Raw genomic sequence first — 26,995 nt, 5'->3', positions numbered from 1 at the left:
CATTCCTCTACCGATTGTCCGAAGTGCGAAAAAGATGTAGTTGCTTTTCTTGGTCGCGAGAATGATAGGGATGTAATTGTTATCACGAACCTCTACGGTTCTCTTACCCTCCTGATACATGAGAGATGTAAGCACGAATAGATGAGGAAAACTCTTAAGGGAGGGATAGGAAATCTTTCTTGCAATAAATGGCTTTCCCTACTTTTTAAGGCAGAGTGTAACTGACATTCTTCCCAGTTCAATGGTTTTATCACTTGACAAACGCCTAGAGAGGGCTGGGTCTCCAAACAATTTCCCTCTACTTGAAAGGAGGAGGGACACGTTAAGACTACCCCTTTTTTTCCGTGAAAAGCAGTTTCAGTGAAAGAATTAAGTTTATGTAACTCCATTTTTTACATAATGCCAGATGTATCCCGAAAGGCTTGCATAGCCCAAGATGTTCCCCCACTGTGGGTTATCCCGCTAATGGGGAGGGCGAAGAATTCGCTAGACTCCCGTGAAGCCCTCGATATAAGATCCGATGAAACCCAAACCCCTCACAAACGATTTTCCTTCGATAAAAAACTTTTCACCAAGGTTTGCCGTTCCTTTGTCATAATTTGTTACAGTGCCTCAAAAATGGGCAAGAGTCGTCACATCTCTTAGGCATTCCAGGGTCAGTCTCTATTGCCTCAAACCCCCTGTCCCTAACCTCTAAGAAATCACTTCTCAGAGAGTCTGAAATGTGTATTAGCCTGCAGTTAGTTAAAACGCTTTTGTCGACTATGACGTAACATAGATAACCGAAGTCTATCGGGATCTCAAACTGGCTTTCTATAGCTAAAGCGTAACCTACTAACGATAGTTCATGGGCTCTTCTCTGCTTTCCAGTCTTCATCTCAGCTATTAACGGAATTAAAGGAACAAACGCGTCAGCTCTGATATTACTCTGAAGTCCTACAAGAGAACCGTCTATTGGGTATTCGACGTGAAAAGGTATTATAAGGGAGACTAAGGAGTCCCTAGTAAGGAACTGTTTTGCCTTATATTTATCTATCTCAGCTGAGTAGATGTTAGTTATGTGGTCCCATAGGATCTTTGCCTTTTCTACATCATGGACGTTAGCCATGACTCTATAAAACTCGTCTGTCATTAAAGTCCTTAGCCTATTCCCACTCATGTTTTCCCCTTCCTCATAGATCAGTCTCTTTATCGTCTGTATACCTTCAGAGTAAACGTAATGGATATCGTTGACCCCCTCAGGGATTTCGGGCTTGACACCCTTATGCTTCAAATGCACATAACGCCCCGTTTCACAGAAACCGTTAGTCAGGTCAGAGACGTTTAAGAAGTAAGTGGAGGAGTGGTAGATCGGTGGCTCATTCCAGTGCCATCCCCTTAACTCCTCTGAAACAGCCTTAGGGCTGAGCCTGATTCTTTTCGCAAGCAATAACACTTCAGTAAGTGTGAAGAACATATTATAAGAATAGACGGGTAAAATAAATACTTAAAGCTATTTTTACGAATCTATCAGATCCTATTATAGGGGAGTTATTAACTGCCCTTTAGGTCATAGACTTCACAGCGAAGTTAACGGTGCTTTAAATGTACTGGGTAAAGAGAAGATCGTTAACGTATTGTCCTTTTTAGTCTCTTCTAACGGAGTAACTCCAGTAAAGGGGAGTAATGCCTTAGACCTTTACAGAACCCTTTAGGGGGAGGAGGAGGTTAGTCTTTTTCTTTAGAAGTTTAGTCAATCTTTCATAGAGTTGAAAGGAAACATTTCCAATAAAAGTTAAAAATAAGTAAAATATAATTAGATTAAAAACTTTAATGAATCTTTTATTGATTTAAAGTAAAAATAAATCCTTTTACAGTCAAGCTAATTACATTACATTCATGGATAGCTAATGTTATACTAGGAACTGGGTATTCTCCATAAGCCGTTATAATATATATTTGTACTGGTAAGTAGAATAGTAAATTAAAATTAAAAGTGATTAACAATATTATATTTAATGATCAGCGGAGTCACAATAAAACATTACATCTTCTGCCCCGCAATTATCCAAATAGAAAGTCTTGGCTTTGAAGAGAGAATAACTGAAGCGATGATTGAAGGAGAGGAGGTGGACAAGGAGAAAGTCATGAACTTCTTATACCCTACACTGAAGGCCAAACAAGTAGTTAAAAAACCAGTACTCAGATACAAGGACTTAATCGGAATCCCAGACTACGTTCTAAAATTCTCTTACTATTACTCTCCCCTCGACTTAAAAAATAGCAGAAGAATTTCCCTAGATCATAAGTTCCAAATATTATTTTACTCATACATCATGGAAAAACTCAACATGATAGTGAAGGAAGCCTACTTATACTACATCCCGCTAAAGAGAATACTCAAAATACCCTATACAAGTCAAGACAAAGACCACGTGGAGAAAATGATAGACGATATAAGGAAAATACAAAGAAATGAAAACCGTAAAAATATTAGAATAATACAGCCTACTAAAAAGTGTAAAAACTGTGGATTCTTTAACTACTGTAAGCCAATCAAATATGGTAATTTTTATTTGAGGGAAATATAGATTTTATAGTGTAATAAAACCTTTTTATTCTAACGTCCTTCTAATTTTTACGTTATGACGCGTATATTTAAGCCTCTTTATAAACATAACTATAACGTTGTCTTAAAAACTGTTTTATATATTCTATCATTTTCGGTGAACTTTTCAACGCCTTGTTGCGATATAACAACCTTATAGTACGTTAATTCAAACAATAATTGTTCGCCTTCATTAAGTGGTTTAAAAGTGTAAAAGTATGAGTCTCAATGCGAGAGTTGCGAGAATCATTTGGTAAATTAAACGTTTATAAATTAACCCAAACTTTCAAATAAATTAAAAGTCCATGCGAGGGAAAAAAGTTAAAGACTATTACTAGGAAAAACCCTCGCATGAAGGGAAAAGGTAATAGAAGTAAAATTTATTATAGGGGAAGGAAAAGATAAGGCATAGGGGTTAATAAATAAACCAGATGCATCCCATACGGGATTGAAAGCAGGGAAAAGAGATGAGACATCTGGGTTGAAAGGCTCTATCTGGATGCATCCCATACGGGATTGAAAGGAAAGATATGCTTGGTACTTCTTCCCTACTTGCCTTATGATGCATCCCATACGGGATTGAAAGATTACAATATTTCATTTCTTTACCAGATTTTGTAAAATATGCGATGCATCCCATACGGGATTGAAAGACTTGCCCTGGGTATTTTTTGAAATACGTCTCTATCAAGATGCATCCCATACGGGATTGAAAGCAATTCCTCAAAACTTATTGGTCTTGCTGCCAACATTGATGCATCCCATACGGGATTGAAAGAAAAATAGAACGATATATTAGCCGAGGCGTAGAGAAATGAGTGGATGCATCCCATACGGGATTGAAAGTGAAGAGCCCAGACGCGAAAGACGCAATAATTAGGTGGTGATGCATCCCATACGGGATTGAAAGATCTCTCTCAGTATCTCGCCCGTTTTTGGTTCAAGATGCATCCCATACGGGATTGAAAGATTAGCCCGTAGTAGGGGTGGATGTCGGTGACGATTATTGATGCATCCCATACGGGATTGAAAGTGTAGTATACCTTTATTGGCTTTAACTTCACTATCTCGTCTGATGCATCCCATACGGGATTGAAAGATAGCAGGAACCTCAGCTACACTGATTACCTCAAGTTGTTTCTTGATGCATCCCATACGGGATTGAAAGTTTTTTCCACCTCTAAGTAAAAACTAACACACTCTAGTAGATGCATCCCATACGGGATTGAAAGAGAGATGAGAGAGAGAAAATTTAATTTTTGGTTCAAGATGCATCCCATACGGGATTGAAAGTCAATAAGCCTATCGATAATATTCTCAAAACTTCTTAATGATGCATCCCATACGGGATTGAAAGAGGATTTCTGCAACTCTACCAACAGTAGCTTCAATAGTGATGCATCCCATACGGGATTGAAAGAAATCAAATTGTAAGAGATATAGTCGATGATGTTTTTTGATGCATCCCATACGGGATTGAAAGAGCACACTCCTCGTATTTTTTGTATTTTACTCCCCAGTAAAAGATGCATCCCATACGGGATTGAAAGTTGCAAATTTCTTTATCTGAAATATACTTACAATATATTTCGATGCATCCCATACGGGATTGAAAGAAAGAATATGGCTACTTTGTGCTCCATTAGGTACGCCTAAGGATGCATCCCATACGGGATTGAAAGAATATATTTCCAGCCGTTTGTTAATCTCTTACAATCTTCAAGATGCATCCCATACGGGATTGAAAGCATTTCTCGCTTATTCGCATAAACAATGGGATATCCCATAGATGCATCCCATACGGGATTGAAAGCTGATTCGTTGTTACCGAGATATCTATTTGCGAATGATGCATCCCATACGGGATTGAAAGTCAAAATGGTAAGGGGAATTGGTCTCATATTTATCGCCATGGATGCATCCCATACGGGATTGAAAGACTACACCCCCTTCAAATCTAACTTTTGATTTTACACAATTGATGCATCCCATACGGGATTGAAAGATCCATTAACGGCACAGGGAGGAAAAAACGAGAGAGAAGATGCATCCCATACGGGATTGAAAGTAATCCAATATACATCATCTTTAGACAGAGGTATATCAGTGATGCATCCCAATAGGGATTGAAAGTATGTAGTTCAGCACATACATTCCCTCTGTTATTTGCTGCGATGCATCCCAAACGGGATTGAAAGCTCGCAAACGCACCAATAATAGCGCCATAGACTACATCGGGATGCATCCCAATAGGGATTGAAAGTTCGTAAGTCCTAGCTGTATTCGTATCGCGTCAAGTCTGATGCATCCCAATAGGGATTGAAAGAATAGTTTTCAGTATCTAGATTTAGATATAGAGATTCTTGGATGCATCCCAATAGGGATTGAAAGAGGATTGAACCAGAACAGCTCTTCTGGTACACAATCAACATGATGCATCCCAATAGGGATTGAAAGTATCCTTCAACTAACGAAAACTTAGCCATTAACATTACACGATGCATCCCAATAGGGATTGAAAGAAAAGGTTATGCAGTTAGAGAAATAACTAAGAAAATAAAAGATGCATCCCAATGGGGATTGAAAGTTCTTTTGTGTGAGTTACCCACTAGATATTATTTCAACCAGATGCATCCCAATAGGGATTGAAAGATATAAGTAGTATGTGGTATAAATTTAATGTTTTCTAGATGCATCCCAATAGGGATTGAAAGCAAACCAAATATACCCTGGTGGACTTAAGCTACACTTCCATCCTGATGCATCCCAATAGGGATTGAAAGTTTGCAGTTCTTGTAGGTCAATTTAATGGCTCATCGTAGATGCATCCCAATAGGGATTGAAAGACAATATCACTATCTGTCACATAAACTAGTAAGCCGTGGCGATGCATCCCAATAGGGATTGAAAGTGGGGTACCAAATGTATTCTAGCTCTACACTATTATCGGATGCATCCCAAACGGGATTGAAAGATATGTCCATGGTTGTTGTTTCCACAGTGATATGTTGTGGAAGCATCCCAAACGGGATTGAAAGATTATAATAAATTCGTCATTTAGTAAGGCTTTCTTCAACATGATGCATCCCAAACGGGATTGAAAGATTCTTTCATTAGGCGGGGAAGAGGTCAGATGTTAATGCTACGGGATTTAAGCCAGAAGTCCGCATGCATTACGTCGACGTCACTCCTAGTAAGCGCAAGGGTTTTCTACGTCCACCAGAGCTACCCAGAGTCCCAATACAGATTAAGATACAATCAAAACACTGAAAATTAAAGGTGGATATAATGTCTCGTTACATGATGCTAAAGTAGGAGAACAAAATAAATGAGCTTCTAAGTGGGGTTTGTAAACGAGTGACGGCGATCGAGATGAGAATTAGTTTTTGAAGTTGATAGACGAAGTTGACAAAGTTAGTTAAGCAGAATTATCATTAGATGGATGATTTCAAGGACAACTAGGAAGGTTAGCTACTCATACAAATTATATACGCTTTGGACTAACTGACCTCGAGAGAGGTTCAACAAAAAATTCTTAGTGAAACTTACGTTATTAGCTATTGTTACCGGTCTCAGCATAAGTACCTTTCTAAATGAAGTCTTTCTAAGTTACTGATGGTACTATTTCCCACTGAACTCTCTCTTAATGAAGCTTTTATTTGACGGATATGGAAGTATTAACTGCAACATACTGAATGGCTTAAATTACGTTTCTGACCTCCTCCACGCCCTACAAGGTCTAAAGCGTTACTCCCCTTTGTTACTCAGTTCGACGTTACGAGGAAGGAAAGGGGCTTCTTTAATACACTTACGATTTCCTTTATTCCCAGTTTCATCATGTTTTCCGTTAGCTGTGAAGCTTGTTACCTAAAGGGCAATTAATGACTTCCCTAGGCTTCTTATCAATCTTAACGTTGTTAAAAGCACAGAAGTATTATACTCAACGCCTAGAAACACCATTATTCCGTATTCATAGAGCTTATGCACAATAGCTTTGATGAGTTTACGAAATGTTCACAGTGAACTTATTTCCCTTATCTTGAGAGATTGAGTAAGGGTAGGCTAAGTAAACACCTATCCCACAATGACTTAGCGAGATGGGAGGCTAAAGTAGTGGAGAAGCCTACTGTACAGTTTCTTAAATAGTCTCTCCCTTAACACTTCTTCTTGTATCTTCTCATAACTTGTCTAAATCCGCTTTCTAAAATTTGATTTTAACTGTTGAACCACGGTAAAAGAGAACAGTAACGTCATCTACTGTAACTGTTGGTAACATGTTAATGCCTAAATCGATAGATACTAAATAGACGACGCTATTTGTATTTTATCCCTCTCACAGTGAATGATCAAGGGTTCCTTTATGGGCTTACTAGTTTGCAGTAACCCTACCGTAAAGAGGTAAAAAATAAAAATGACTAAAAATATGTGTCCTATGTATGGATAAGAGGGAATTGATAGCCTTCATCCTACTCACCCTAGGGATTGTCCTTGACCCGTTCTTGGTCTTCTTCGTCATCCTCTCAATCTTAAATAAGTTTGAAGAGGAGGGATTTGTCAGTACTCTTCCTCATCTCAACGCTCATAGGCTTCGTTTTCGAGAAAATAGGGTTAACGACGGGGATACCGTTTGGACGATACGAATATGACTTCCCCCCTTATTTCTTAGGGGTACCGGTCTTTGTGATATTAGGTTGGGGGGTCTTCTCTTTTCTATCCTATTTACCGATTATGGGTCTCAATAGGAGATTGAAGCTAATACTCTTCCCCCTGATGATGGTGGTCATAGACTTATCAGTTGACCCCATTATGGTAACAGCTGGGTTTGGAAGAGCAATCCCTTACCGTACTGGTTTGGAATACCTATAACGAACTTCATCGGCTGGTATGTCGTCTCCTTAATAATAATTATAATTTTCCTCTTCGCCTATAGACCTAAAGGGGTGGCACAGAATAACGTCTTGTTCTCAATAGACTATTTCCTTTTCTCGTTGTATTTCTTCATCTTAGCTAAACCACAACTGTTTACGCCCTTAGGAGTCGCTACACTGCTCTCACTAGCCTTAACTATTACAATTATTTACCTAACCTTAAGGGGAAAATGACAAAGGAAGGACAAGCCTTACCATGGGTAGAGTTTTTAAGTGAAGAAAGATTGTAGGGGAGTGTGTGACAACAATTTCATCCACCTCTATATTTCAACTTATGCCAATAGATTTCGAGTAAATCGTATTGAAGAGTATTTTTAGCTATCTCGTCACTGGTGAGTGTTAGGAAATCAAACCCGTTCTCGTCTCAATAAATAACCCTAAAAATACTTTTCCTAAGCAAAATTCAATTTAACCAAACTGTTGTGCACACAAAAAAATAATCAAGAGAGTTTTTAGGAAACGGGATATAAAGTAAGCTAAGATGGTTTGAAGCATAGGTTAAGGTGAGTGATAATATATTTAAAAACTATAAAGGGGGTAAAGTGACCTCCTACCCGCTATAAATGTCGAGGCTTTACCACACTTTGTAATGAAACATCATTTCTATAGACATTTCAAAAACTTCCTTTACGTGTAAGAATTAAGTTAATAAATTGTTCACAGATGAGGAAAGTCAAACCTAACCATTTTATGTAGAAGCACTTAAACACGCTAGGGGAGCAAAATAGCCCATAGGGCTTTAGATAGCGTAAAAACGTTTTAATTGAAAAAGTCATGAACTAGTCCATTAAGCACCTGCATGTTGTGCAACAAAGTATTACGGAATGGTTTCTCATTTTAAACTTCACACTATAACACCTTGTCTCGGTTTTATTCTTACAAAAGTTTATAAACGTTAATATCCTTTTAAAATTATATGAGTTCAATTAATTGCTTCTTTCAGAATAAAGGCAAAGCAGTAAATATAGCCATAGATCTCGCCAAGGTGGCTGCTAAAATATTTGATAGACTGCCTAAGGTCGTACTAGGAGATACCCAAATATTTGACCTACCTGAATATATCCCTCCTACTCATGGGTTCGACATATGTAGCAAAGAGGCTGCACTGTACTACACCTTTAGCGTTGCAATTGACTACCAGACTAGAGCTAACTTTTTTTGGAAAAGGCTTAGGGAAGCTTATGTGAGGACGATGATTAGGGAAGACCCTAAGGTACCAAAAGGTCTGTTTTACCCAGAGGTGATCTTAAATTACGAGAATAGACCAGAAGAGCTAGCTGACATAATAAAGAGGTTAATAAGACCGAGGTCACATATGAATGCAGCCAAAATATGGTTAGACATCGCTTCGAGCCTCCAGTCATATTATAACTCAGACCCTAGGAATATAACGCCCGTAAAAAGGAAGGTGAATGAAGTCTTTTTCGAGATAAAGAAGTTTAGAGAACTGGGAGGTATTAAAATAGGGAGCCTTTATATAAGAATTATGTGGAGCCTTGGGCTGTTTAAAATAAGTGACCCGGAAAACATACCAGTCGCTGTGGACAGACATGTCTGCCGTTTCACGTATCTGGAGGTATGCGGAAGTCAACCACGTGAAGGAATATGTGATAGGAACAATACAAAGGTAAATATAGCAAAATTCTGGACAGAAGTAAGCAGGGAAGCTGAGAAAATTAATGAACCGTGGCTCAAGTTCCCCTATTACGATTGCGAAGAGAGGAAATGGAAATATACCAATGGCGTTATCCCCGGATACCTCGATGAAGGCATGTGGAGTAGCAAAAAGTAATTAAGCTAACAAAGGATTTTATGTAGTATTTTTATTTATTATTATATTCCCTATAAAATCTAAACATAACTTTATATAGAAATTAATGGTTAGAAAATTAACGAAAATATTTCCTCATTATCTTCATATACTCTTACTTCGTTTTTTTCAGATTCTAATAATCCATAACATCTACGAGTTTGTGAGCTGTCGACTCTAAGATATTTAGTTCCGGAGGGAAATTGATAATAAGAGTAACAGCCAACATGCATGTGTCCGTTAAAGAATAGTCTAGGTTTTAATTCTTCAACTGCTTCAAATACTAGCTTACTGTAGTTATCTGCCCTCATGTTAGGATATATATCTGGAATATAAGGAGGTTGATGAGTTATAAGAATGTCCAGTTTCGAAACAGATTCTTTTATCTTATAAATAGCATTCATGAAATGAGTTGGCGTAGTTCTAGGTATCCCTTTGATATTAGCATCTCCTACAAGTCCGTTAATTCCTGCAATTTTCAAATCCCCAAATTCGAAAACTTTCCCATTTGGCATAGCATAGTTCTCTATCAATGGAAAATTTTCGTGATTGCCATAGACTGTTAGAAGGTTTACTTTTGATAATATTCTCCCGAAATCTTCTGGAGTCATCCCTACGTCCCAATCTCCGGCAGAAATAAGGATCTGAGGATTTGTTTTATCTATTACTTCCAATAGCCATTCAACTGCTACAGACTGGTTATATCCTCTGTAGACTCTGTAGGCCTTATGCACGTCACTGACCAGTAGAGTCTCATAGCTTTATACAAAGAGGAGTAATTTATTAAATTAACTTCCACATGATTTGCTGTACTCACTGACTTCCTCCCCGCCCTAAAGGACGAGGCTTTCCTCACTTTTGTAATATATTCAGTAAACGGGAGCACAAACTTATCAATGAGACTAGTCAACAACAAAGGCAGTAAATACATACACTCAAGTACGTACTATACACGTTTGAAATGGGACTGCAACCACAATTTATAGCTTCATGACGGCGCTATATCCACTAATTAGTGTATCTATTTTTAACACATCTTTTCTAATCCATTTTCTGGGTTAAGTAAAGAACTGATTAAAAAAGTAAAAGGTCACGTTAATAACGCATCATGAATATCAGCTGAAATATAAGCTAATCAGAAATTGTAGCAACTGTTAATAAGAAAGGTATTTCTTGATATACTGAACCTGTTAGTGAGAAGAGGAGTCTATATATGATGGCAAAGTTTGAGGAAGCCTCACCATTTAGGACAGGGAGGATGTCAGCGATAGGTAAATTCAATTCAAGAAAAGCTTTTTACTCTAAAAACAATATAAGAAAACTAGGGAGTGGCGGGTCAGCCGAGGGGTGTTCTTCACGGCTCTGTGTGTCAGCTGTTCATCATTCCCCGCCACTCCCAATTCTTCTTCTGAAAGAGCCTATTTAAAAATTTTTCGTTTTTGACTTTATTATCATTAATATCATGATTATAATAATATTATAAATTGAGAGAATTCTCTTTAGGCGGGAAGAGGTAAGAAAGCCGTCTCACACTCTTCAAGCTTTTTAAACTTACCTGAGGGTAATAATGGTTTAGTAGTATACTTAGTAACCTTTTAACACTTTTAGTACCATCTATAGCTATGATGGAAGTAATTAAAATATCGAGAGAGACAAAGGAGAAGTTGGTAAAGATAGCTGGCAAATTGCAAGCCGAGAGGGGTGAGTTTGAACGAGGCTATAAATTTCCTTTAGAGTTCTATGAAAGTAACAATGAACACGTTATAAACTTAGTGAAGCCTTATCTCCTTTAATCTCTGATATGGGGTTGTTAGTCCTGAGGATATAGATAAAATCGTTTATAGTGGTGATAAAGATTGATCTTACTCGATACCTCCTTTATCTTCTCCTTTTTGAACTCATCTGATTCTAATCACTCCAGAGCCTTAGAATTAATGAAATAGAGTTTACGGTAAACCATACATAACTGATTATATCTTTAACGAGATTCTAACCCTAGTTTTAATCCGTAAAGGTAAGGAATACTCAATTAATGTAAGGAAGACGATAATGAGTCAAATAAAAAATGGTCCCTCGGGACTCGTAGGGATAACAGAAACGTTGTTCAACATAGCATGGGAATGTTAAACTACTTATGATAAGTTAAGCTTCACTGACTGCACTTCGGTAGCCGTTATTAAAACGCTTGGAGAGAAGTTTATAGCGAGTTTTGATAAGGGTTTCGATCAAGTAAAAGACTTAGTTAGAGTTAGTTAGGCTAATAACTTGTCCTATTTCTCTCTATCATACACTGTATTTAGCAACCCCTTTTCTGGTCAATTTTCCCCAACCAATCAAGTACATAACGCAGACCTCTCTCATATTAGGAGAACGGTGAGTAAATCAGTAGGCTAAGTGTAACCCTGATATCAAACCCTCCTCGTATTTGGGATAAGGAAAAGAGATTTATACATATGCTTTCTGTTATACATACTTTCTGACATCCTCCCCGCTATAAAGGGGATTCTTTCCTCACTTTGAAGAACTAAAATCTTGTTTTAGTAACTCTAAATCGAAGAAGTTGGATAAATCATATCTAATGTACGACCCCAATATCTCAAAGACTGATGTAAGATTTATTACTTCTGGGGGTGAATGTATATTCTGGGAGAGAAGTTGTTATTTGATGAGAGACCAAAGAGGACAAGAGAGGAGTTATTCGATAGAGAAGGGGAAATAGAAGAGATAGAGAAAAATGTATACAGACCTTTACTAGCCGGTATAAGGAGAATCGGCAAAACGTCAACTCTGCTAGTGGCACTGAATGAGATAGGTATAGACCACGTAATAATTGTCTGCAGGAGGTTAAAGGAGAACTACGGAAGACAAGAGCTCTACAACCTGTTCTCCAACAGTTTCTCCTCAATTCTAGATAAGATCAGGGATATCCTTTCAGGGGTTAGAGGTGTAAACATTGCAGGAGGTAGTGTAGAGCTTGAGTGGAAAGGGAGGCAGTCCCTATCTTTGGCAGACCTCTTTGATCACCGTGTGTGGACAACAATTTGGTTGATATAAACTGAATTTTGCTTAGGAAGGGTATTTTTAAACTTAGGGCGAGAAGATGAATAGGTTTGATTTCCCAGCACTTAACTCAACAAGAAACACATTAGCAAGGTGCTTATTCTTCCGCAATATACTCTAAACCAATTGCATAAAACAGTTAGACGAAATCATTTCCTCCACACCCACTGCTATAACTTACACCACGTATTACTAGTAACATTTATATATACTAGTAACATTTATATATTAGTAAATTCAATAGTAGCATATGGAAAGGGTTAAGGTTACTAGGAATTACCAGATAACTATCCCTTCTGCTGTAAGGGAGACTTTAGGGATAAAAGAAGGAGACATTTTAGAAGTCTACGTCGAGGGTGATAGGATAGTGATAAAGAAGGTCAAGTCTAAGAGACCTAGGATAAGGCTCAATAAACCCGTAACTTTGGAATACATAGACGAAAGCGTAGAGAGAGGTATGCATGAAAGTCTTGGTTGACACTAACGTTATCATTTTTGACCTCATAGAGGATTCACAGTTCCACAAAGAGGCTGAGGAGCTACTCGATATAGCTGAAACCTGGGTAATACCTTCAATAGTCATCCACGAATTAGTATGGTTCTTAAGGGCTAACAACTTAGAGGACTTAGAATACGTAACAGCCTACTTAGGGAACCCAAAGGCTGAGGTAGTCTGTGACGATTATGAAGTGATAAGGAAGGCATTTGAGATAATGACCAGAGAGGGGCTGTCACTCTCTAGATATAACGACGTGGTCATACTTTCCCACGCTATACTTAGGAAGTTACCCCTCGCTACCTTTGATAAGAGGCTCTCAAGCCTAGCTAAAAAATACGGCATAAACACTGTATAGGACTGACCCTAAAGGAGTGTACTACTGACGTTATAGTACTTATATACATATGTGTTAATACTGGACTCAACTTTGACCTCAAACATTACCTCAAATTTCACCCTCCTTCCTATCAATTCGTTAACAACGCTTTGAGGTAATGGTACGTTTACAGTATAAACCATAGTGTTCCCACCAAAGTTAAAGAAGCAAGTTGGACTTGAGACTTTTATAGTCCTATTTAGTAGCCTAAGCCCTATCACGTAAAAGAAGTAGTGTGATCCCAAAGCTGATGGCGTAGAAACATTTACGTAAAGTGTGAGGTAATCGTCGTTTAGGAACGAACGAGTAATTTTTATCGTGGGGTTCTGAACATAAGGTAAGACGTAACTGGCTACAAGCAAACCAAAGACTAAGGAGATCAACAATATAGGAGGGATCAGATACCGCCAGTCCATAGCATCACTTATCCAGCATGGATTATAAGAGTTTTCGCAAGCTTAGGTAACTGTTTTGTCTAATAGCTTCACGTTTAACGAGAAGAAATGAATTGATCAAAAAACGCGTGAAAATTTAAAAAATGGGACTATTTACTTGCCTTCAGCCTTAAAGTTCTTTGCCCATAGCCTCGAATTATGTCTCACTTCTTCCCTTTAAGGAAGTCCTTCTCATCGATTAGTGCTCACACCTATCTCATAGGACCATGATCGATTGAATTAGTGTTACAGATACTTTGCAGATAACTACCGAGTTCAGGATTGTTTAACTACACTTTGCGATAGACCTTTGATGGTACTTCTTTCTCTCACTCATGAGTACCTTTCAATAAACTCTTTGGCTTGTACTCTCTAAACCACTCAATGACGAGAAGTAGTTTTTCCATGATTAGGTACGAGAACGGGCAGAGGGGAGATAGGTGAATCTTCAAACTCTGATTTCTAACCCACCTCTTTTTAGCCCCTCTACCTATAAAGTGGAAAAAGACTTTAAACACTTTTCATCCTCGCCCTGTAAGGCTTTCATCAAAAATGTTTATAATTTATTATTAGTATACTCCTTACTTGATGAGCTCTCAAAAAAAATCCAAATGCCTAGTATATTTAGCTGGGGACGTGACAAATTATAAACCTATAACATACAGATTTGAAGGGAAAGGAGTAAAAACGTTCTTTTCCGCTCACGCACTATCTAAAATTTTTGAAGTTGATAAAACTATAGCATTACTTCCAGATAGCTTATTATCTAATAAGGATATTGCCGGGAACAAACTATCTCCCGACGATATAAATACCCTTAAAGAAGGGTATAAAAAACTTATTTCAGATAGGGCAGAATCTCTATTGGGTGAAAATAAAATAACTAAAGATATTGAGGAAGATATCAAATCATTAGTCGATAAGCTAGAGATTGAGGTAATACCCAACGTTGGCATAGGGCAGGCAATAAAGGTTAATAGTGATGGACAACTAGAAAAGGACAATAAGGGTTATAAAAGGGTTAAGTACTCTACGTCCAGAAGCCCTGTATTCATCTTTAATACTATTTATACTATATTGCATGATTTAAGTGAAAATAATGAGGTGTTTATAGATCTAACTCACGGGACTAACGTCTTAACGTCAATAACTATGGCTGTGGGGGCTCTGTTCAAATCCCGATTTTTCGCATCACCAATAATGGGAGCACCAAGCCAAGATGAGGTAGATATTGTAGAGCTCACAGATATAGTTGAATCTATGAAGGACTCACTAATGATAGTCTCATCTATAGAAAAGCTTGATGACAGGTACTTTAGAGATTATATAAGCAGGTTAAAAAATATTAATCCCCAGAACTTTAATGATAACGAGAAAGAAGTTATCGATAAAATAAAGGCTAAAGACCCAAATAGAGTGATAGACCTTTTGTGGAATTTAAGGAATGGCTTTACTGTCAATGCAATAAATTCTATGAACGATGTCAGTAAATATCTATCTGAATTAAAAGATGATGTATCTAACTTATCTAATTTTTACAGAGAATGGTATGACCACCCTAATTTAGAAAATATTAAGGAAATAGTTATTTCCAATTTTTACTCGACTTTAAATGTAAATAAAATTATCATTAGTGGGAAAGACGATATAGAGAGGTTAAGGGAGTTAGTCCAGTTATATATTAATGCGTCAATTTATGATAAAGCTTTGTCTCTAGCTAGGGAATTACCTGTTGCAAAATGCCTAAACGATAAAGGAGGAGGAGTCTTCGATGATAATGATGGTACATATAAAGAATGTGATGAAATAACAAATGATATATTAAGAAATAAGCATAGTGCTATAATGCAATTGAGGAATTACTTAGTGCATGGTGGACTATCCAAAGACATGAAAACTGAGGTAAGAAACGGGGAAATAAAAGCCAATGTCCAAATAAGTAAGAAAAAGATAGAGGAGTATGTAAAAGGGAGTTTAACAAAGGACCTAGATGATGTAATGAATAAGATAATGTAAAGTGAAATAAAATTTTTTATATTTTGTACCTTTAAAATGCGTTATTTCCTAAACATCTATTTCATCATAGTATTGGCAATTAAAGACAGTAAGCGAGCAGAAAAGTTTAAGGAGAGGGAGTTTCAGATTATTGTATTAGAAGAGATAGAAATACTAGGAAAATGGGGCGTTATATTAGTAAAAGAAAACGAAATACCAATAGTTAAGAGAAGGGCAATGCACGGATAAAATACAGAGGGAAACAATTTTGCACAAAACTTTATTGGATGAAAAATATTGCTATAAAAAACGTAGAGGAATTTAGAAAGTATAAAAATAATATATAAAGACATATATGAGGAAACTTTTGAAGAGACTAGCTTCTGAAGAAGTTAATAGATTTTCTATTTATAATATACCATAAAAACTTCACTGGGTTTTTACTAGCTTTAAATGTATTTTAGTTCCTTTTGGGATGAATCATGAAGTCGATACTAATTTCATTATGGACGTCATCAAGAATAGCTTTCAATCCCTTATGGGATGCATCTAATAAATCCTATCGATAACAAAGTATATTCATACGAAACCTTTCAATCCCTTATGGGATGCGTCCCGAGAGTACCTAGGTTCCATTTCTTAAACTACAAAACATCTTTCAATCCCTTATGGGATGCGTCGTATCTCAAACACAAGCTACGGGTAACGTACTATATACAGTCTTTCAATCCCTTATGGGATGCGTCCATAATTTTCAATAAAGATAAGCTTTTACAACAAAACCTTTCAATCCCTTATGGGATGCGTCAAAAATCTATTAATTCCAATTAGTGTTTCTAATATTTCACTTTACTTTCAATCCCTTATGGGATGCGTCATAATGACCAATATTCACCCGTACTACGGGCTAATGGATTCTTTCAATCCCTTATGGGATGCATCTTATGAAGTATAAAATATTGCATATGTATATTAATTCCTTTCAATCCCTTATGGGATGCATCATTTTTTGACAAAATCTATTAGCTCTTCAACATCTTCACTTTCAATCCCTTATGGGATGCATCAATCAATTGATTCCAAATCTGAGTTTATTGCGGTCTTGACTTTCAATCCCTTATGGGATGCATCAAAGGTGGACCAGGGGTTTGTAGTTTTCTGTGCTGTGCTGTATCTTTCAATCCCTTATGGGATGCATCTAAATCGTCTCATTAGAAATTCCAGACGGTTGTTTCACCTTTCAATCCCTTATGGGATGCATCAGTATAGCGTCTACAGCCTACATAAAACCAATAAATTATACCTTTCAATCCCTTATGGGATGCATCGAAGGAAATAGGGAGGGACATTGAAATAAAAGAATGGTATCCTTTCAATCCCTTATGGGATGCATCTTTATATACCACTAATAACGTTATGGATAACATATGATACCTTTCAATCCCTTATGGGATGCATCCTAAGAGGGGCTACACATATCATTCAATTTGAGAGAGACTTTCAATCCCTTATGGGATGCATCTTCTTGCCTTTTAATTCAATTTACTCCCCAGTAAAATGAGCTTTCAATCCCTTATGGGATGCATCTTGGTGGAGACATTACGGTAACGCGTCAAGGGCTATTATCTTTCAATCCCTTATGGGATGCATCTCAATATTACTTTGTGGTTAGATATGAAAACGAAGGAATAACTTTCAATCCCTTATGGGATGCATCGATTCGCAATACATTATTATCACAAAACCGGCGAATACTTTCAATCCCTTATGGGGTGCATCTAGGTGTTGCAGAGTTAGAAGGGTTTCATGAAGAATATCCTTTCAATCCCTTATCGGATGCATCTTGGTTATTGTAAATACTGTTTGTGTTTTGCCGTTTAGCGCTTTCAATCCCTTATGGGATGCATCCAAAGTTCTGGCTCCTCAGGGTCTTCTCAATCTTCACTTTCAATCCCTTATGGGATGCATCAATTCTGCTCAGGGTGACTATATGTATACTTATATTAATCTTTCAATCCCTTATGGGATGCATCTTTATAATCCATCACCTGGCGGAATTAACATTAATCAAAATCTTTCAATCCCTTATGGGATGCATCTTATCTCAAATTATCATGTTGAGAAATCAGAACTTTTGGAAATCTTTCAATCCCTTATGGGATGCATCTTAAACGACAAAATTATGGACATAGTTCAACAAATCATCTTTCAATCCCTTATGGGATGCATCAAAGTTCGATAAATTTGAGGGTGAAAAAGAGGGAGATAACTTTCAATCCCTTATGGGATGCATCGGGCGTGAATTACATAGTAATCTAGTGAAGGTCTATAAGTTCTTTCAATCCCTTATGGGATGCATCAAAAATACAATTTTTAAGTACATGTAGCGAATAAAATACCTTTCAATCCCTTATGGGATGCATCACGAAAACATGTGTGGGCGATTATTTAGTAAATTTCTTAACCTTTCAATCCCTTATGGGATGCATCAGATATGGGGACATAATTTTTCAAAACAAAATTTTAAAACCTTTCAATCCCTTATGGGATGCATCGAGTTTCTCGTAAACTTCATGAGAAAAACGGGGAAAAGTTACGTCTTTCAATCCCTTATGGGATGCTTCCGAGAATGAGATTAATAATCTACTGTATCTCGCTAACCGTTACTTTCAATCCCTTATGGGATGCTTCTGTTCGACAACTTTAATCTAAATGTGCAAAGTGACAAAATCTTTCAATCCCTTATGGGATGCTTCACTCCAGTTCTAATTTCAGTACTCCCTTATTGAACACTTACTTTCAATCCCTTATGGGATGCTTCAAGACTTTGCGGTTTGCAAAATTCAAAGTTTGGAAAATTGACTTTCAATCCCTTATGGGATGCTTCTAGTATTTTTAACGTAGCTGAAGATATAGCTGAAGTAATTCTTTCAATCCCTTATGGGATGCTTCATTTACTTACGAGAAAACGACTCGCTACGACTATTTACCCTTTCAATCCCTTATGGGATGCTTCGCGATACCGTTACAATGAATAGGGCGATAGCAGGAGATTACTTTCAATCCCTTATGGGATGCTTCAATGACGATACCAAAACCGATAAGAGAAAAATTTCCAATCTTTCAATCCCTTATGGGATGCTTCTCGTAGAAGTCCGGCGTGTAGTCTTTGTATTTCTTATCTTTCAATCCCTTATGGGATGCTTCATAGGTATATGCATAAAAACAATATAACCAAAGTAGGACCTTTCAATCCCTTATGGGATGCTTCTGATGCAGTGTACTACTTGTGGCACTTGAGGAACGGTAACTTTCAATCCCTTATGGGATGCTTCACGAAGACCAAAATATGCTTATTATTGCAAAGGCTGAAGACTTTCAATCCCTTATGGGATGCTTCAAAGCCCAGACGCGAAAGATGCAATAACTCGGTGAATTTACTTTCAATCCCTTATGGGATGCTTCAATGAAGGGCGATATTATCTCAGAAATACTGGAAACGGTCTTTCAACCCCTTATGGGATGCTTCGTTATAAAGGATAGTGAAACAGACTTAAGGGTTTTTGATATCTTTCAATCCCTTATGGGATGCTTCCTGAGGGCGACATAGACGAGCTATTGGAAAGGCTACATATCTTTCAATCCCTTATGGGATGCTTCTTGAATGTAATTAATAGTGACTTAAGGCTAATACCAGCCTTTCAATCCCTTATGGGATGCTTCTAAGAGATTACAAAAAGAAAATCTTAGAAACTATGAACTGCTTTCAATCCCTTATGGGATGCTTCCTTCGCACAGTAATCCAGTAAAGGTTTACAAATTTAATAGCTTTCAATCCCTTATGGGATGCTTCTTTCTATTTCTTCTATTTCCCTTTTTCTAAATATCTTTATCTTTCAATCCCTTATGGGATGCTTCATGCCTCAAGATAAAAAACCGTGAGATCTGGGTACCCGACTTTCAATCCCTTATGGGATGCTTCCGTAAAAAATTGGAATACATTTCTGGATTGTAGCTGATTTCTTTCAATCCCTTATGGGATGCTTCTCGGAGCAGGCATGGTTATGGGAATAATACTGTTATTATTTCTTTCAATCCCTTATGGGATGCTTCGAGTAAACCAGATAAAACCCCTATAGTAATAGGTGGGTTCTTTCAATCCCTTATGGGATGCTTCATTTCCAGCAATTCTATTGTAGACTTTTATCGTGAAAGACTTTCAATCCCTTATGGGATGCTTCCGTAAAGACATTTATAAACTAAAAAATTTTAGTGAAAAGCTTTCAATCCCTTATGGGATGCTTCGAGTCTTACTTTGAAATTGCTGTAAAGATTTTCAACAAACACTTTCAATCCCTTATGGGATGCTTCTACGAGACCTGCGACCATTAAGCCGATTAACAAATCGATAACTTTCAATCCCTTATGGGATGCTTCTTTTACTGACTTCAAGAAGTGTATGTATTACAAGGTGAGCTTTCAATCCCTTATGGGATGCTTCAGTTAAACAAGTTATGGGTTTCGGCGAAATCATATCCAAACTTTCAATCCCTTATGGGATGCTTCAAGTTTGGACGAAATAAAGAACGAGATCGAAAAAGCGTACTTTCAATCCCTTATGGGATGCTTCTGGGACAGAGTTTGTATTTACTAATATACAATTTCATCAACTTTCAATCCCTTATGGGATGCTTCGTTGTGTAGGCTAAAGATTCAAACTGGGTAGACTGTTGAACCCTTTCAATCCCTTATGGGATGCTTCCTTACTTTCTAACGATAACTGCCAATACCAAAAAATACTTTCAATCCCTTATGGGATGCTTCCATTACAACAATGGTGATAGGAATGCAATTTCTAAACTTTCAATCCCTTATGGGATGCTTCTCAGAAAATCTTTTGCTAAAATTATTTTTATATAGTGAGCTTTCAATCCCTTATGGGATGCTTCGTTTTTACTATTTAGGTATGATGAGTTTATCGGGAAATTTCTTTCAATCCCTTATGGGATGCTTCCATGACGAGCTGGAAAGATATATATAATCAAATAAAAACTTCCTTTCAATCCCTTATGGGATGCTTCACAACCCTATGTTACTATTATATCCGTATTGGCTTAATGGGTCTTTCAATCCCTTATGGGATGCTTCATTTTTGTGTCTGTAATAGATTACAAAATAATGTAAATTTCTTTCAATCCCTTATGGGATGCTTCAATCAATGACCCACAGTGTATTTCATACATGAAAGAAATCTTTCAATCCCTTATGGGATGCTTCTGTGGACTTGTGGACGCCACAGAATTTTGAAAACTATTATTTCTTTCAATCCCTTATGGGATGCTTCTTGGGAGATTTTATCGATATGATATTTTTCGCGTGGGCTACTTTCAATCCCTTATGGGATGCTTCTGATTTGTTTATTAACCCATATTCCTTATCTTCTCCTTCCCCTATAATAAATTTTACTTTAGTCACCTTCCCCTATCATGCGAGTGTTTTTCCTAGTAATAGTCTTTAACGTTTTTCTCTCGCATGGACTTTTAATTTATTTGAAAGTTTGGGTTAATTTATAAACGTTTAATTCACCAAATGATTATCGCAACTCTCGCATTGAGACTCATACTTTTACACTTTTAAACCACTTAATGAAGACTGACAAATACTGTTTGAATTTACGCGTTATAAGGTTATTATATCGTAATAAGGCGTTTAAAGATTTATTGAAAATGATAGAATATATAAAACGATTTTTAACATAACGTTATAGTTATGTTTATAAAGGGGCTTAAATAAGCGCGTTATAACGTAAAAATTGGATTGACGTTAAAATAAAAAGGTTTTATTACATTATAAAATCTATATTTCCCTCAAATAAAAATTACCATGTTTGACTGGTTTGCAGTAGTTAAAGAATCCATAGTTTTTACACTTTTTAGTAGGCTGTATTATTCTAATATTTTTACGGTTTTCATTTCTTTGTATATTCCTTATATTGTCTTCTATTAAGCTTAAAAACCATTGTAAGGGAAATAATTTTGTTAAATTCTATTCATCCTAGAAAATTTTAGGGTTAAAACTGACTTCAAGGTCAGTGCTGGGGCAAGCATATAAGTTTACTCGAATTTTAGGGTCTAGGAAAGCCCCTCTGGTAAGGAGGAAGTCAGAGATGTAAAGGTACTTAAGGAGACTTTTTTATGGTTGAAAGAAGTCAGAAGGTTGAGTCGTCATGAACTATGGCATAAGGGTTTAGCTTCCAATCTTTTCCATCCCCGTTTAAGCACTCTTCTCTGGATTACTCCTCTGACTTTCCATTTTAACCCTAAAAGGCGAGGTTTGCCTTCTCTGAGCTAATTAAGAAAGTCTTATCCCACAGTTTATACAGTATTTATACCCAGCCTTTATTGGATGTCCACAGTTTGGGCACCTTTGGTACTGGAGAATGACTTGTTGTATCTGTTGCAGTATTTGGTTCTCTTGTTGGTAGCTCCCCAGGACGCTAGCTATGTCCACACCACTAAAGGCTCCAGAGAGTAGTGTTAAAAATCTGTTGTGTAGGAATACGTCAGAGACAGCGCCTATGCCAGCAGATATTCCAGCCTCCTCCAGTTGTACTCTACCATTAGTTATCCCAGCCTCTAGAAGGACTACGTTATTGTTCTGACAGATCTTAACAGTGTAGTAGTGCCCCCTAATCCCAACTGCGTGTATTTGGAGGATTAGGACGTTTTCGCCGTAAGTAGCGTAAACAGTATACCCCTGTGACCTCAGAAGTAGCTTTAAGTCCTTACTCAGTCTTCTCATGTCTAATGAGCTAGTGATTGGTATTTGGATCATTTTAGTACCTAAACCAACGGGTTGGCATACCATGTTATATAGGGGATTATTAGCTGCCATAGTATATACTTGTAGATGGAGATTTTTAAGTCTTTTTTAGACTTTAGATTCTAAATTACAAAGTTAGCGATTTATTGGAAGAGTCCAGTTGAGGCAGATCAGTAGTTAATACAAGGGATGAGCTTTAAATATCTAAGTACACCCCCTATACTTGAAAGTTATCACGGTCATCGTATTTAAGGGCTCTGAAGAACAAGTCATGGACTTTTAAGGAGAATGTCCTCATTACCCCGTAACCAGCTGGGGCAGCCTGCAAGAGACTTGCGTAGTTGTCCATACCTATCTTCTTTAGGGCGTCTTCATCAGCCCTTAAAGTGATCTTAGTATTTGCCAAAGTAAGTATTAAGTCGTTGAGGTCAGTAGGCCTATGCGTTGCCAATATCGTACCTATACCCCTTACCCTTCCTAACCTCATAATCCTATTTATTAACCTCTCTAACGCATCTTTTTGTTCGTCTCTTCTACTCTGGGGGAAGTATTCATGCGCTTCATCGAATATCATCAAGAAGGGAGTCTCCTTTCCCTCTTTTTTATACTTATCGTCTATGAGCTCGAATATCCTGTCTGCTATGATAAAGGCTGACATGGTGGCAGAGGAGATCCCCTTTTCTGAGACCCACCTGAGATCTACGACCGACTTCGCATCAGAACTGACCAAGTCCTTATAGTTCGGTTCGTATAAATAATACCCTTTTAGTTCTTTCATCTTTACGTCTATGACTCCAGTCTCTCTTAATAGGGTAACAGACCTCAGGATGTTTTCTTGTGTGGTCGGGTATACCTTATTTTTCCTCATAGCACTTGAGCACATTTCTTCCCATTCATCGATAATACTCCCGCATTCCCTCGTTACTATCTTGAAGAACTCACCACCCTGGGCTGAAAAGAACGGTGAGACCTCTGGTAATAGATTATAGGTTTCTGTGAGTCTGAAGGCTACTAAGTAAAGGTTGAACTCTTTGCCCTTATCGTTTCTTAAGACTGCTTTGTTACCTTCGATCTCCCCTATAGTATAGCCTTGTAGGTTGCTCCTCTTTAGGTACAGATTGATGAATTCAGTTACGCCTAGTTTAGCGTAATCTCTAGTAATGGGCAATATTACGTTACCTCCCATTCTCGCGACAGGGGTAACGTAGTCACCTTGAATGTCGAAGACTATTACTGGTATTTCACTGTTCCTCAATATGACCTTTAGGAGATTGGTCTTTCCAGCACCCGTAGTGCCCACGACAAGTACGTGGTGCCTTAGGATCTCCCCAGTGAGTTTTACCTCTATGTCTAACTCTTTATAGCCTTCCACTATTCTTCCTATTGTAATACCAGAATCTGGTATTCCTAGCATTCTCTTTATGAACTCCTTGTTAGGAACGAAGATGGGGCTCTGGGGATCTACTGGGGATGAAGGAGGGACTACCTCACCCCCTACCTCTTCAGATAATAGCTCAATGGTTAGGGTGAGCGGAGTCGTCATTCCAGAGGCTTCTTCTACGGGGAAAAGTGCTGGGACTCTCGACACGGATAGGATGTCAGACCTCTCAACCTGGGTTATCCTACCTAGGATGAGAGTCTCGGCAATAGGCAAAGAAATACCTATATAGCTACCTACTAAAAACCTCTTAGACAGATATACGTTGAATGGAACATCAGCCTTTATCTCCTTAGTCTCAGTACCGTGAGATATTGGCGTTACCCTCGATACTAAGCCTACAACTTCACCTTCCTTTTTAGCCCTTAGCTTAGCATCCTCTATCAACTGGCTGAGCTTTAAGACCACATCCTCTCCTATTGGTCTGTTATTATCTAAGGCTTCATCCCTTTTCATTTCCTCATCTCTTTCTTCCATTACAGCCCACCTAATCATTTAGGTCTCTATTAGCCTCAATAAACCTGTTCCAATCGTCGTATGTAATACCGACTAAGCCCTTAGCGTAGGTAAAGCTCAAGACGTAGACTGAGGCACTCAACTTCCTAGACATCTTGTCAGCGACTTCAATGAAGGTTGGTATACCCCTAAATGAGGCGTTTTTTATAGCTGTTGAAACTCCTTTGCATAATAAATCTTTGCTCATGCTCTCCACTCTGAAGACGCTATCGAATACCTTCACGTAGACCATATAGCGTGTGAACTCTTTGTCCCTTATAGTAACTTCCTCGCTGTAGATCGGTGTTAAGTACACGTTACTCCCCTTCCCCATCTCCATGACTATTATGTCATCTGTTGCCCCAGACTTGACTAGCTCTGGGTAGTTCTGCTCTATCTCTTTGACTCTCCTCAACTTTCTGCTGAAGTTCAGCCTCTTAACAATCCCTATTAATTTATCCGTGTTTCTCTGGAGTGCTAATGTCTCAAAGGCTGACTTATAGGGCTCACCGACCATCTCTAAGTAAGGTCCAGGGAAGATGGGTCCATCTACTATTACTACCTTTGATCTAGACTTATTTATAGCATAGTTCTCTAAGGATATCCTCATCTCATCTAAGATGTTGTCGTCCTTGTAGTCCAATGAATAGGGTTCACCGTTAGGGTTCTGGACCTTTATGAAGCCTAAGTTCTGGATAGCGCTTGTCACGTCTTCAGATGCCTTTATGGCGATGAAGGGGACGGAAGTGTTTAGGGGTACCATTATGTGACTCCCACTATCGTTAGCGTAAAGGGAAGCGAAGTAAAGGTTAGCTCCCCTTATGCTAATTACCCTAGAAGAGCTGTCCAGGTAACCGAAGTCAGATAGAGGGTCGCATGGAGTGAAGTTCTCCTCAAAGAAAACTGGGTTGGACTCCTCAATGTTTGAAGTCTTAACTCCCAAGAACTTCTTGTCTTTAGACAACTTTGATAGGATTAGGATGAGGTCCCTTAGTGCGTCCTCAATTCCCATAGAATATGTTACTCAACTGTCATTTAAAAATATTATCTTATATAGAGAGTCGAAAACAGTTTTGTAAGAGCTTATAGAGGGCTTTTCTCGACTTTGTAAAATAGTTAAACTAAATTCAATGGGTGATTTAACGTTCAGATAACTGAAAACTTTAGATTGATGGGAAAAATGAGGACAGAGTCACAAAGAGGGGAGAAGAATGGTTTAGGTAATAAGATTAGATGGGTTGGTAGTAAGGTGTAGGGGAAAAGAAAAGATTTGTAAGGTTAACTAAAAGATTTGGGTGTGTGAGCAACAATTTGGTTGATATAAATTGAATTTTCTTTATTATGGAAAAGTATTTTTAGGGCGAGGATAGGTTTGATTTTAAGCAAAATTAAGGGGTTTCACTTCCTGGAGGAAATTACAGAGTTTATGAAAGCCTCTCTGTCGGGAAGCTGAGACGTAAAACCCTAGAGTAAACTTTATAGGTCTACTTTACAGTATAATTTTATGTCTGAGGTTGTCAGTTTTAAGGTCAGAAAGGAGATAAAGGAGAAGATGGAGTTATATAGAAACGAGGTTAATTGGTCAGAGGAGTTGAGGAGGTTTGTAGAGCAAAAGATTGCTGAAATTGAGGCTAAGAGGGGGGTTGATAAAGTCCTAAAGGAGTTGAATGAGGCTAACTGGAGCTTTAGAAGGGGTATATCATCAGAGCTCATCAGGGAAGATAGGGATGCTGATAGTTGACGCTTCTGCCCTTACTGCTGTGATATTAAAGGAGGAAGAGTGGGATAAGATATTAAGGCTTTTCACACCAGCCTATTCCATTGACCATGTTATAAAAGAGACTATGAACGCTATATGGAAAATGGCGAACGTAAAGAAACTGATAGACGTTAGGACAGCTCTTGAAATGAAGAGAATACTATTCGACATTTTAAAGGAGAAGACCTTAATACTCTTAAATGAAATGGACTACGTCGAAGAGGCGTTCAACATCGCAATAAACAATAACCTCACGTTCTATGACTCATTGTACATAGCGGCGTGCTTAAGACATGGAGCTACACTAATAACGAGGGATGTAAAACAGGCTGAAGTTGCAGGAAGTTTAGGCGTAAAAGTCGAAATACCTTAATTACTTCCCTTAGAGGTCTCTTTTAAGAATGGTTTAGTTCCATTCAAAGGTTAACTTCCTTTATAGCTAGTTGGTGTCTCTGATATCATCCATATAACTACTAAAGACAGCGTTTAATAATAGACTTGTTAGTAAGATTTAGCTTACTTTTATAAAATTAACTGTTTTTAGAATTTTAAAACATGTTACTTCCAACTTTCACATCTCGTGAACATACTATAGATTACATTTGTAATAGACTTGGCTTTCCCACTTCACTTTCAAGATAGTTTGAAAACCCATCCCTATATTTCAAAATAATGTGAAATTTCCTGACGCCATAACGTAAACATGTGCTCTAAAAATTGGATTTTAAATTTCCTTCTCTTTTCATCGATTTTGATTGCCGGTAAACAGGGTTAGAGACCCTCTAGTATGCT

Annotated in this window: 17 protein-coding genes, 1 pseudogene and 2 CRISPR repeat arrays; of the genes and pseudogenes, 12 read left to right on the top strand and 6 right to left on the bottom strand. The window is 37.7% G+C overall.

Going from position 1 to position 26,995, the window contains the following annotated elements; all coding sequences use genetic code 11:
* Positions 1-592 precede the first annotated feature (592 nt).
* Positions 593-1,456 (bottom strand): type I-A CRISPR-associated protein Cas4/Csa1, encoded by an 864-nt coding sequence (gene cas4a, locus BFU36_RS13360; RefSeq protein ID WP_069284476.1) that lies wholly within the window; start codon positions 1,454-1,456, stop codon positions 593-595.
* Between the two features lie 541 nt (positions 1,457-1,997).
* Between cas4a and cas4 the strand changes: the two genes are divergently transcribed.
* From cas4 to BFU36_RS13345, 3 genes and pseudogenes are all read left to right on the top strand, one after another.
* Complete coding sequence (gene cas4 / locus BFU36_RS13355) at positions 1,998-2,570, top strand: CRISPR-associated protein Cas4 (RefSeq protein ID WP_069284475.1); 573 nt, start codon at positions 1,998-2,000, stop codon at positions 2,568-2,570.
* Positions 2,571-3,017: 447 nt separating this feature from the next.
* A CRISPR array of direct repeats spans positions 3,018-5,691; the repeat unit is 25 nt; unit sequence GATGCATCCCATACGGGATTGAAAG.
* Between the two features lie 1,432 nt (positions 5,692-7,123).
* A pseudogene (locus BFU36_RS13350) lies at positions 7,124-7,689 on the top strand (carotenoid biosynthesis protein).
* A gap of 742 nt (positions 7,690-8,431) precedes the next feature.
* A complete protein-coding gene (locus BFU36_RS13345; RefSeq protein WP_069284474.1) occupies positions 8,432-9,307 on the top strand; it encodes a hypothetical protein in 876 nt (291 codons plus the stop codon).
* Between the two features lie 89 nt (positions 9,308-9,396).
* Here BFU36_RS13345 and BFU36_RS13340 read toward each other — a convergent pair whose 3' ends face one another.
* Positions 9,397-10,071: a metallophosphoesterase gene (locus tag BFU36_RS13340; RefSeq protein WP_069284473.1), complete on the bottom strand. Its 675-nt coding sequence runs from the start codon at positions 10,069-10,071 to the stop codon at positions 9,397-9,399.
* Positions 10,072-10,538: 467 nt separating this feature from the next.
* Here BFU36_RS13340 and BFU36_RS14010 point away from each other — a divergent pair, with 467 nt between their 5' ends.
* The 5 genes from BFU36_RS14010 (at position 10,539) to BFU36_RS13325 (ending at position 13,239) form a co-directional block, all read left to right on the top strand.
* Entirely contained in the window at positions 10,539-10,751 is a 213-nt protein-coding gene (locus BFU36_RS14010; RefSeq protein ID WP_143576911.1) for a hypothetical protein, read from the top strand.
* 196 nt (positions 10,752-10,947) lie between these two features.
* On the top strand, positions 10,948-11,118 hold the full coding sequence (locus tag BFU36_RS14005) for a hypothetical protein (protein WP_156770097.1): 171 nt from the start codon (positions 10,948-10,950) through the stop codon (positions 11,116-11,118).
* A gap of 841 nt (positions 11,119-11,959) precedes the next feature.
* Positions 11,960-12,379 carry a hypothetical protein gene (locus BFU36_RS13335; protein WP_231961180.1) on the top strand — a complete coding sequence of 140 codons (420 nt, stop codon included), beginning with the start codon at positions 11,960-11,962 and terminating at the stop codon, positions 12,377-12,379.
* Between the two features lie 256 nt (positions 12,380-12,635).
* Positions 12,636-12,863, top strand: coding sequence for an AbrB/MazE/SpoVT family DNA-binding domain-containing protein (locus tag BFU36_RS13330; protein WP_069284472.1), 228 nt, complete (start codon positions 12,636-12,638; stop codon positions 12,861-12,863).
* Positions 12,847-13,239: a PIN domain-containing protein gene (locus tag BFU36_RS13325; protein ID WP_069284471.1), complete on the top strand. Its 393-nt coding sequence runs from the start codon at positions 12,847-12,849 to the stop codon at positions 13,237-13,239. The genes BFU36_RS13330 and BFU36_RS13325 overlap by 17 nt, the downstream gene beginning before the upstream one ends.
* Before the next feature lie 8 nt (positions 13,240-13,247).
* On the opposite strand, the gene BFU36_RS13320 is transcribed toward BFU36_RS13325, so the two are convergent.
* Positions 13,248-13,676 (bottom strand): hypothetical protein, encoded by a 429-nt coding sequence (locus tag BFU36_RS13320; RefSeq protein WP_069284470.1) that lies wholly within the window; start codon positions 13,674-13,676, stop codon positions 13,248-13,250.
* Between the two features lie 606 nt (positions 13,677-14,282).
* Between BFU36_RS13320 and BFU36_RS13315 the strand changes: the two genes are divergently transcribed.
* Entirely contained in the window at positions 14,283-15,710 is a 1,428-nt protein-coding gene (locus BFU36_RS13315) for a TM1812 family CRISPR-associated protein (protein ID WP_069284469.1), read from the top strand.
* Between the two features lie 36 nt (positions 15,711-15,746).
* Positions 15,747-15,938, top strand: a complete 192-nt coding sequence (locus BFU36_RS13310) for a hypothetical protein (RefSeq protein WP_069284468.1) — start codon at positions 15,747-15,749, stop codon at positions 15,936-15,938.
* A gap of 276 nt (positions 15,939-16,214) precedes the next feature.
* A CRISPR array of direct repeats spans positions 16,215-21,098; the repeat unit is 25 nt; unit sequence CTTTCAATCCCTTATGGGATGCATC.
* Between the two features lie 942 nt (positions 21,099-22,040).
* Here the strand turns inward: BFU36_RS13310 and BFU36_RS13305 are convergent.
* From BFU36_RS13305 to BFU36_RS13295, 3 genes are all read right to left on the bottom strand, one after another.
* On the bottom strand, positions 22,041-22,583 hold the full coding sequence (locus BFU36_RS13305; protein WP_069284467.1) for a zinc ribbon domain-containing protein: 543 nt from the start codon (positions 22,581-22,583) through the stop codon (positions 22,041-22,043).
* A 145-nt stretch (positions 22,584-22,728) separates the two neighbouring features.
* Entirely contained in the window at positions 22,729-24,426 is a 1,698-nt protein-coding gene (locus BFU36_RS13300) for an ATP-binding protein (protein ID WP_231961178.1), read from the bottom strand.
* Positions 24,427-24,436: 10 nt separating this feature from the next.
* A complete protein-coding gene (locus BFU36_RS13295) occupies positions 24,437-25,456 on the bottom strand; it encodes a DNA double-strand break repair nuclease NurA (RefSeq protein WP_069284465.1) in 1,020 nt (339 codons plus the stop codon).
* 492 nt (positions 25,457-25,948) lie between these two features.
* Between BFU36_RS13295 and BFU36_RS13290 the strand changes: the two genes are divergently transcribed.
* Positions 25,949-26,185, top strand: coding sequence for a CopG family transcriptional regulator (locus tag BFU36_RS13290; protein ID WP_069284464.1), 237 nt, complete (start codon positions 25,949-25,951; stop codon positions 26,183-26,185).
* On the top strand, positions 26,172-26,576 hold the full coding sequence (locus tag BFU36_RS13285) for a type II toxin-antitoxin system VapC family toxin (protein WP_069284463.1): 405 nt from the start codon (positions 26,172-26,174) through the stop codon (positions 26,574-26,576). The genes BFU36_RS13290 and BFU36_RS13285 overlap by 14 nt, the downstream gene beginning before the upstream one ends.
* Positions 26,577-26,995: the final 419 nt, after the last annotated feature.

The organism is Sulfolobus sp. A20 (assembly GCF_001719125.1).
Classification (GTDB): Archaea; Thermoproteota; Thermoprotei_A; order Sulfolobales; family Sulfolobaceae; genus Saccharolobus.
Note: the sequence above shows the minus strand (reverse complement) of the source record. Positions and strands in the feature narration are given on the sequence as shown.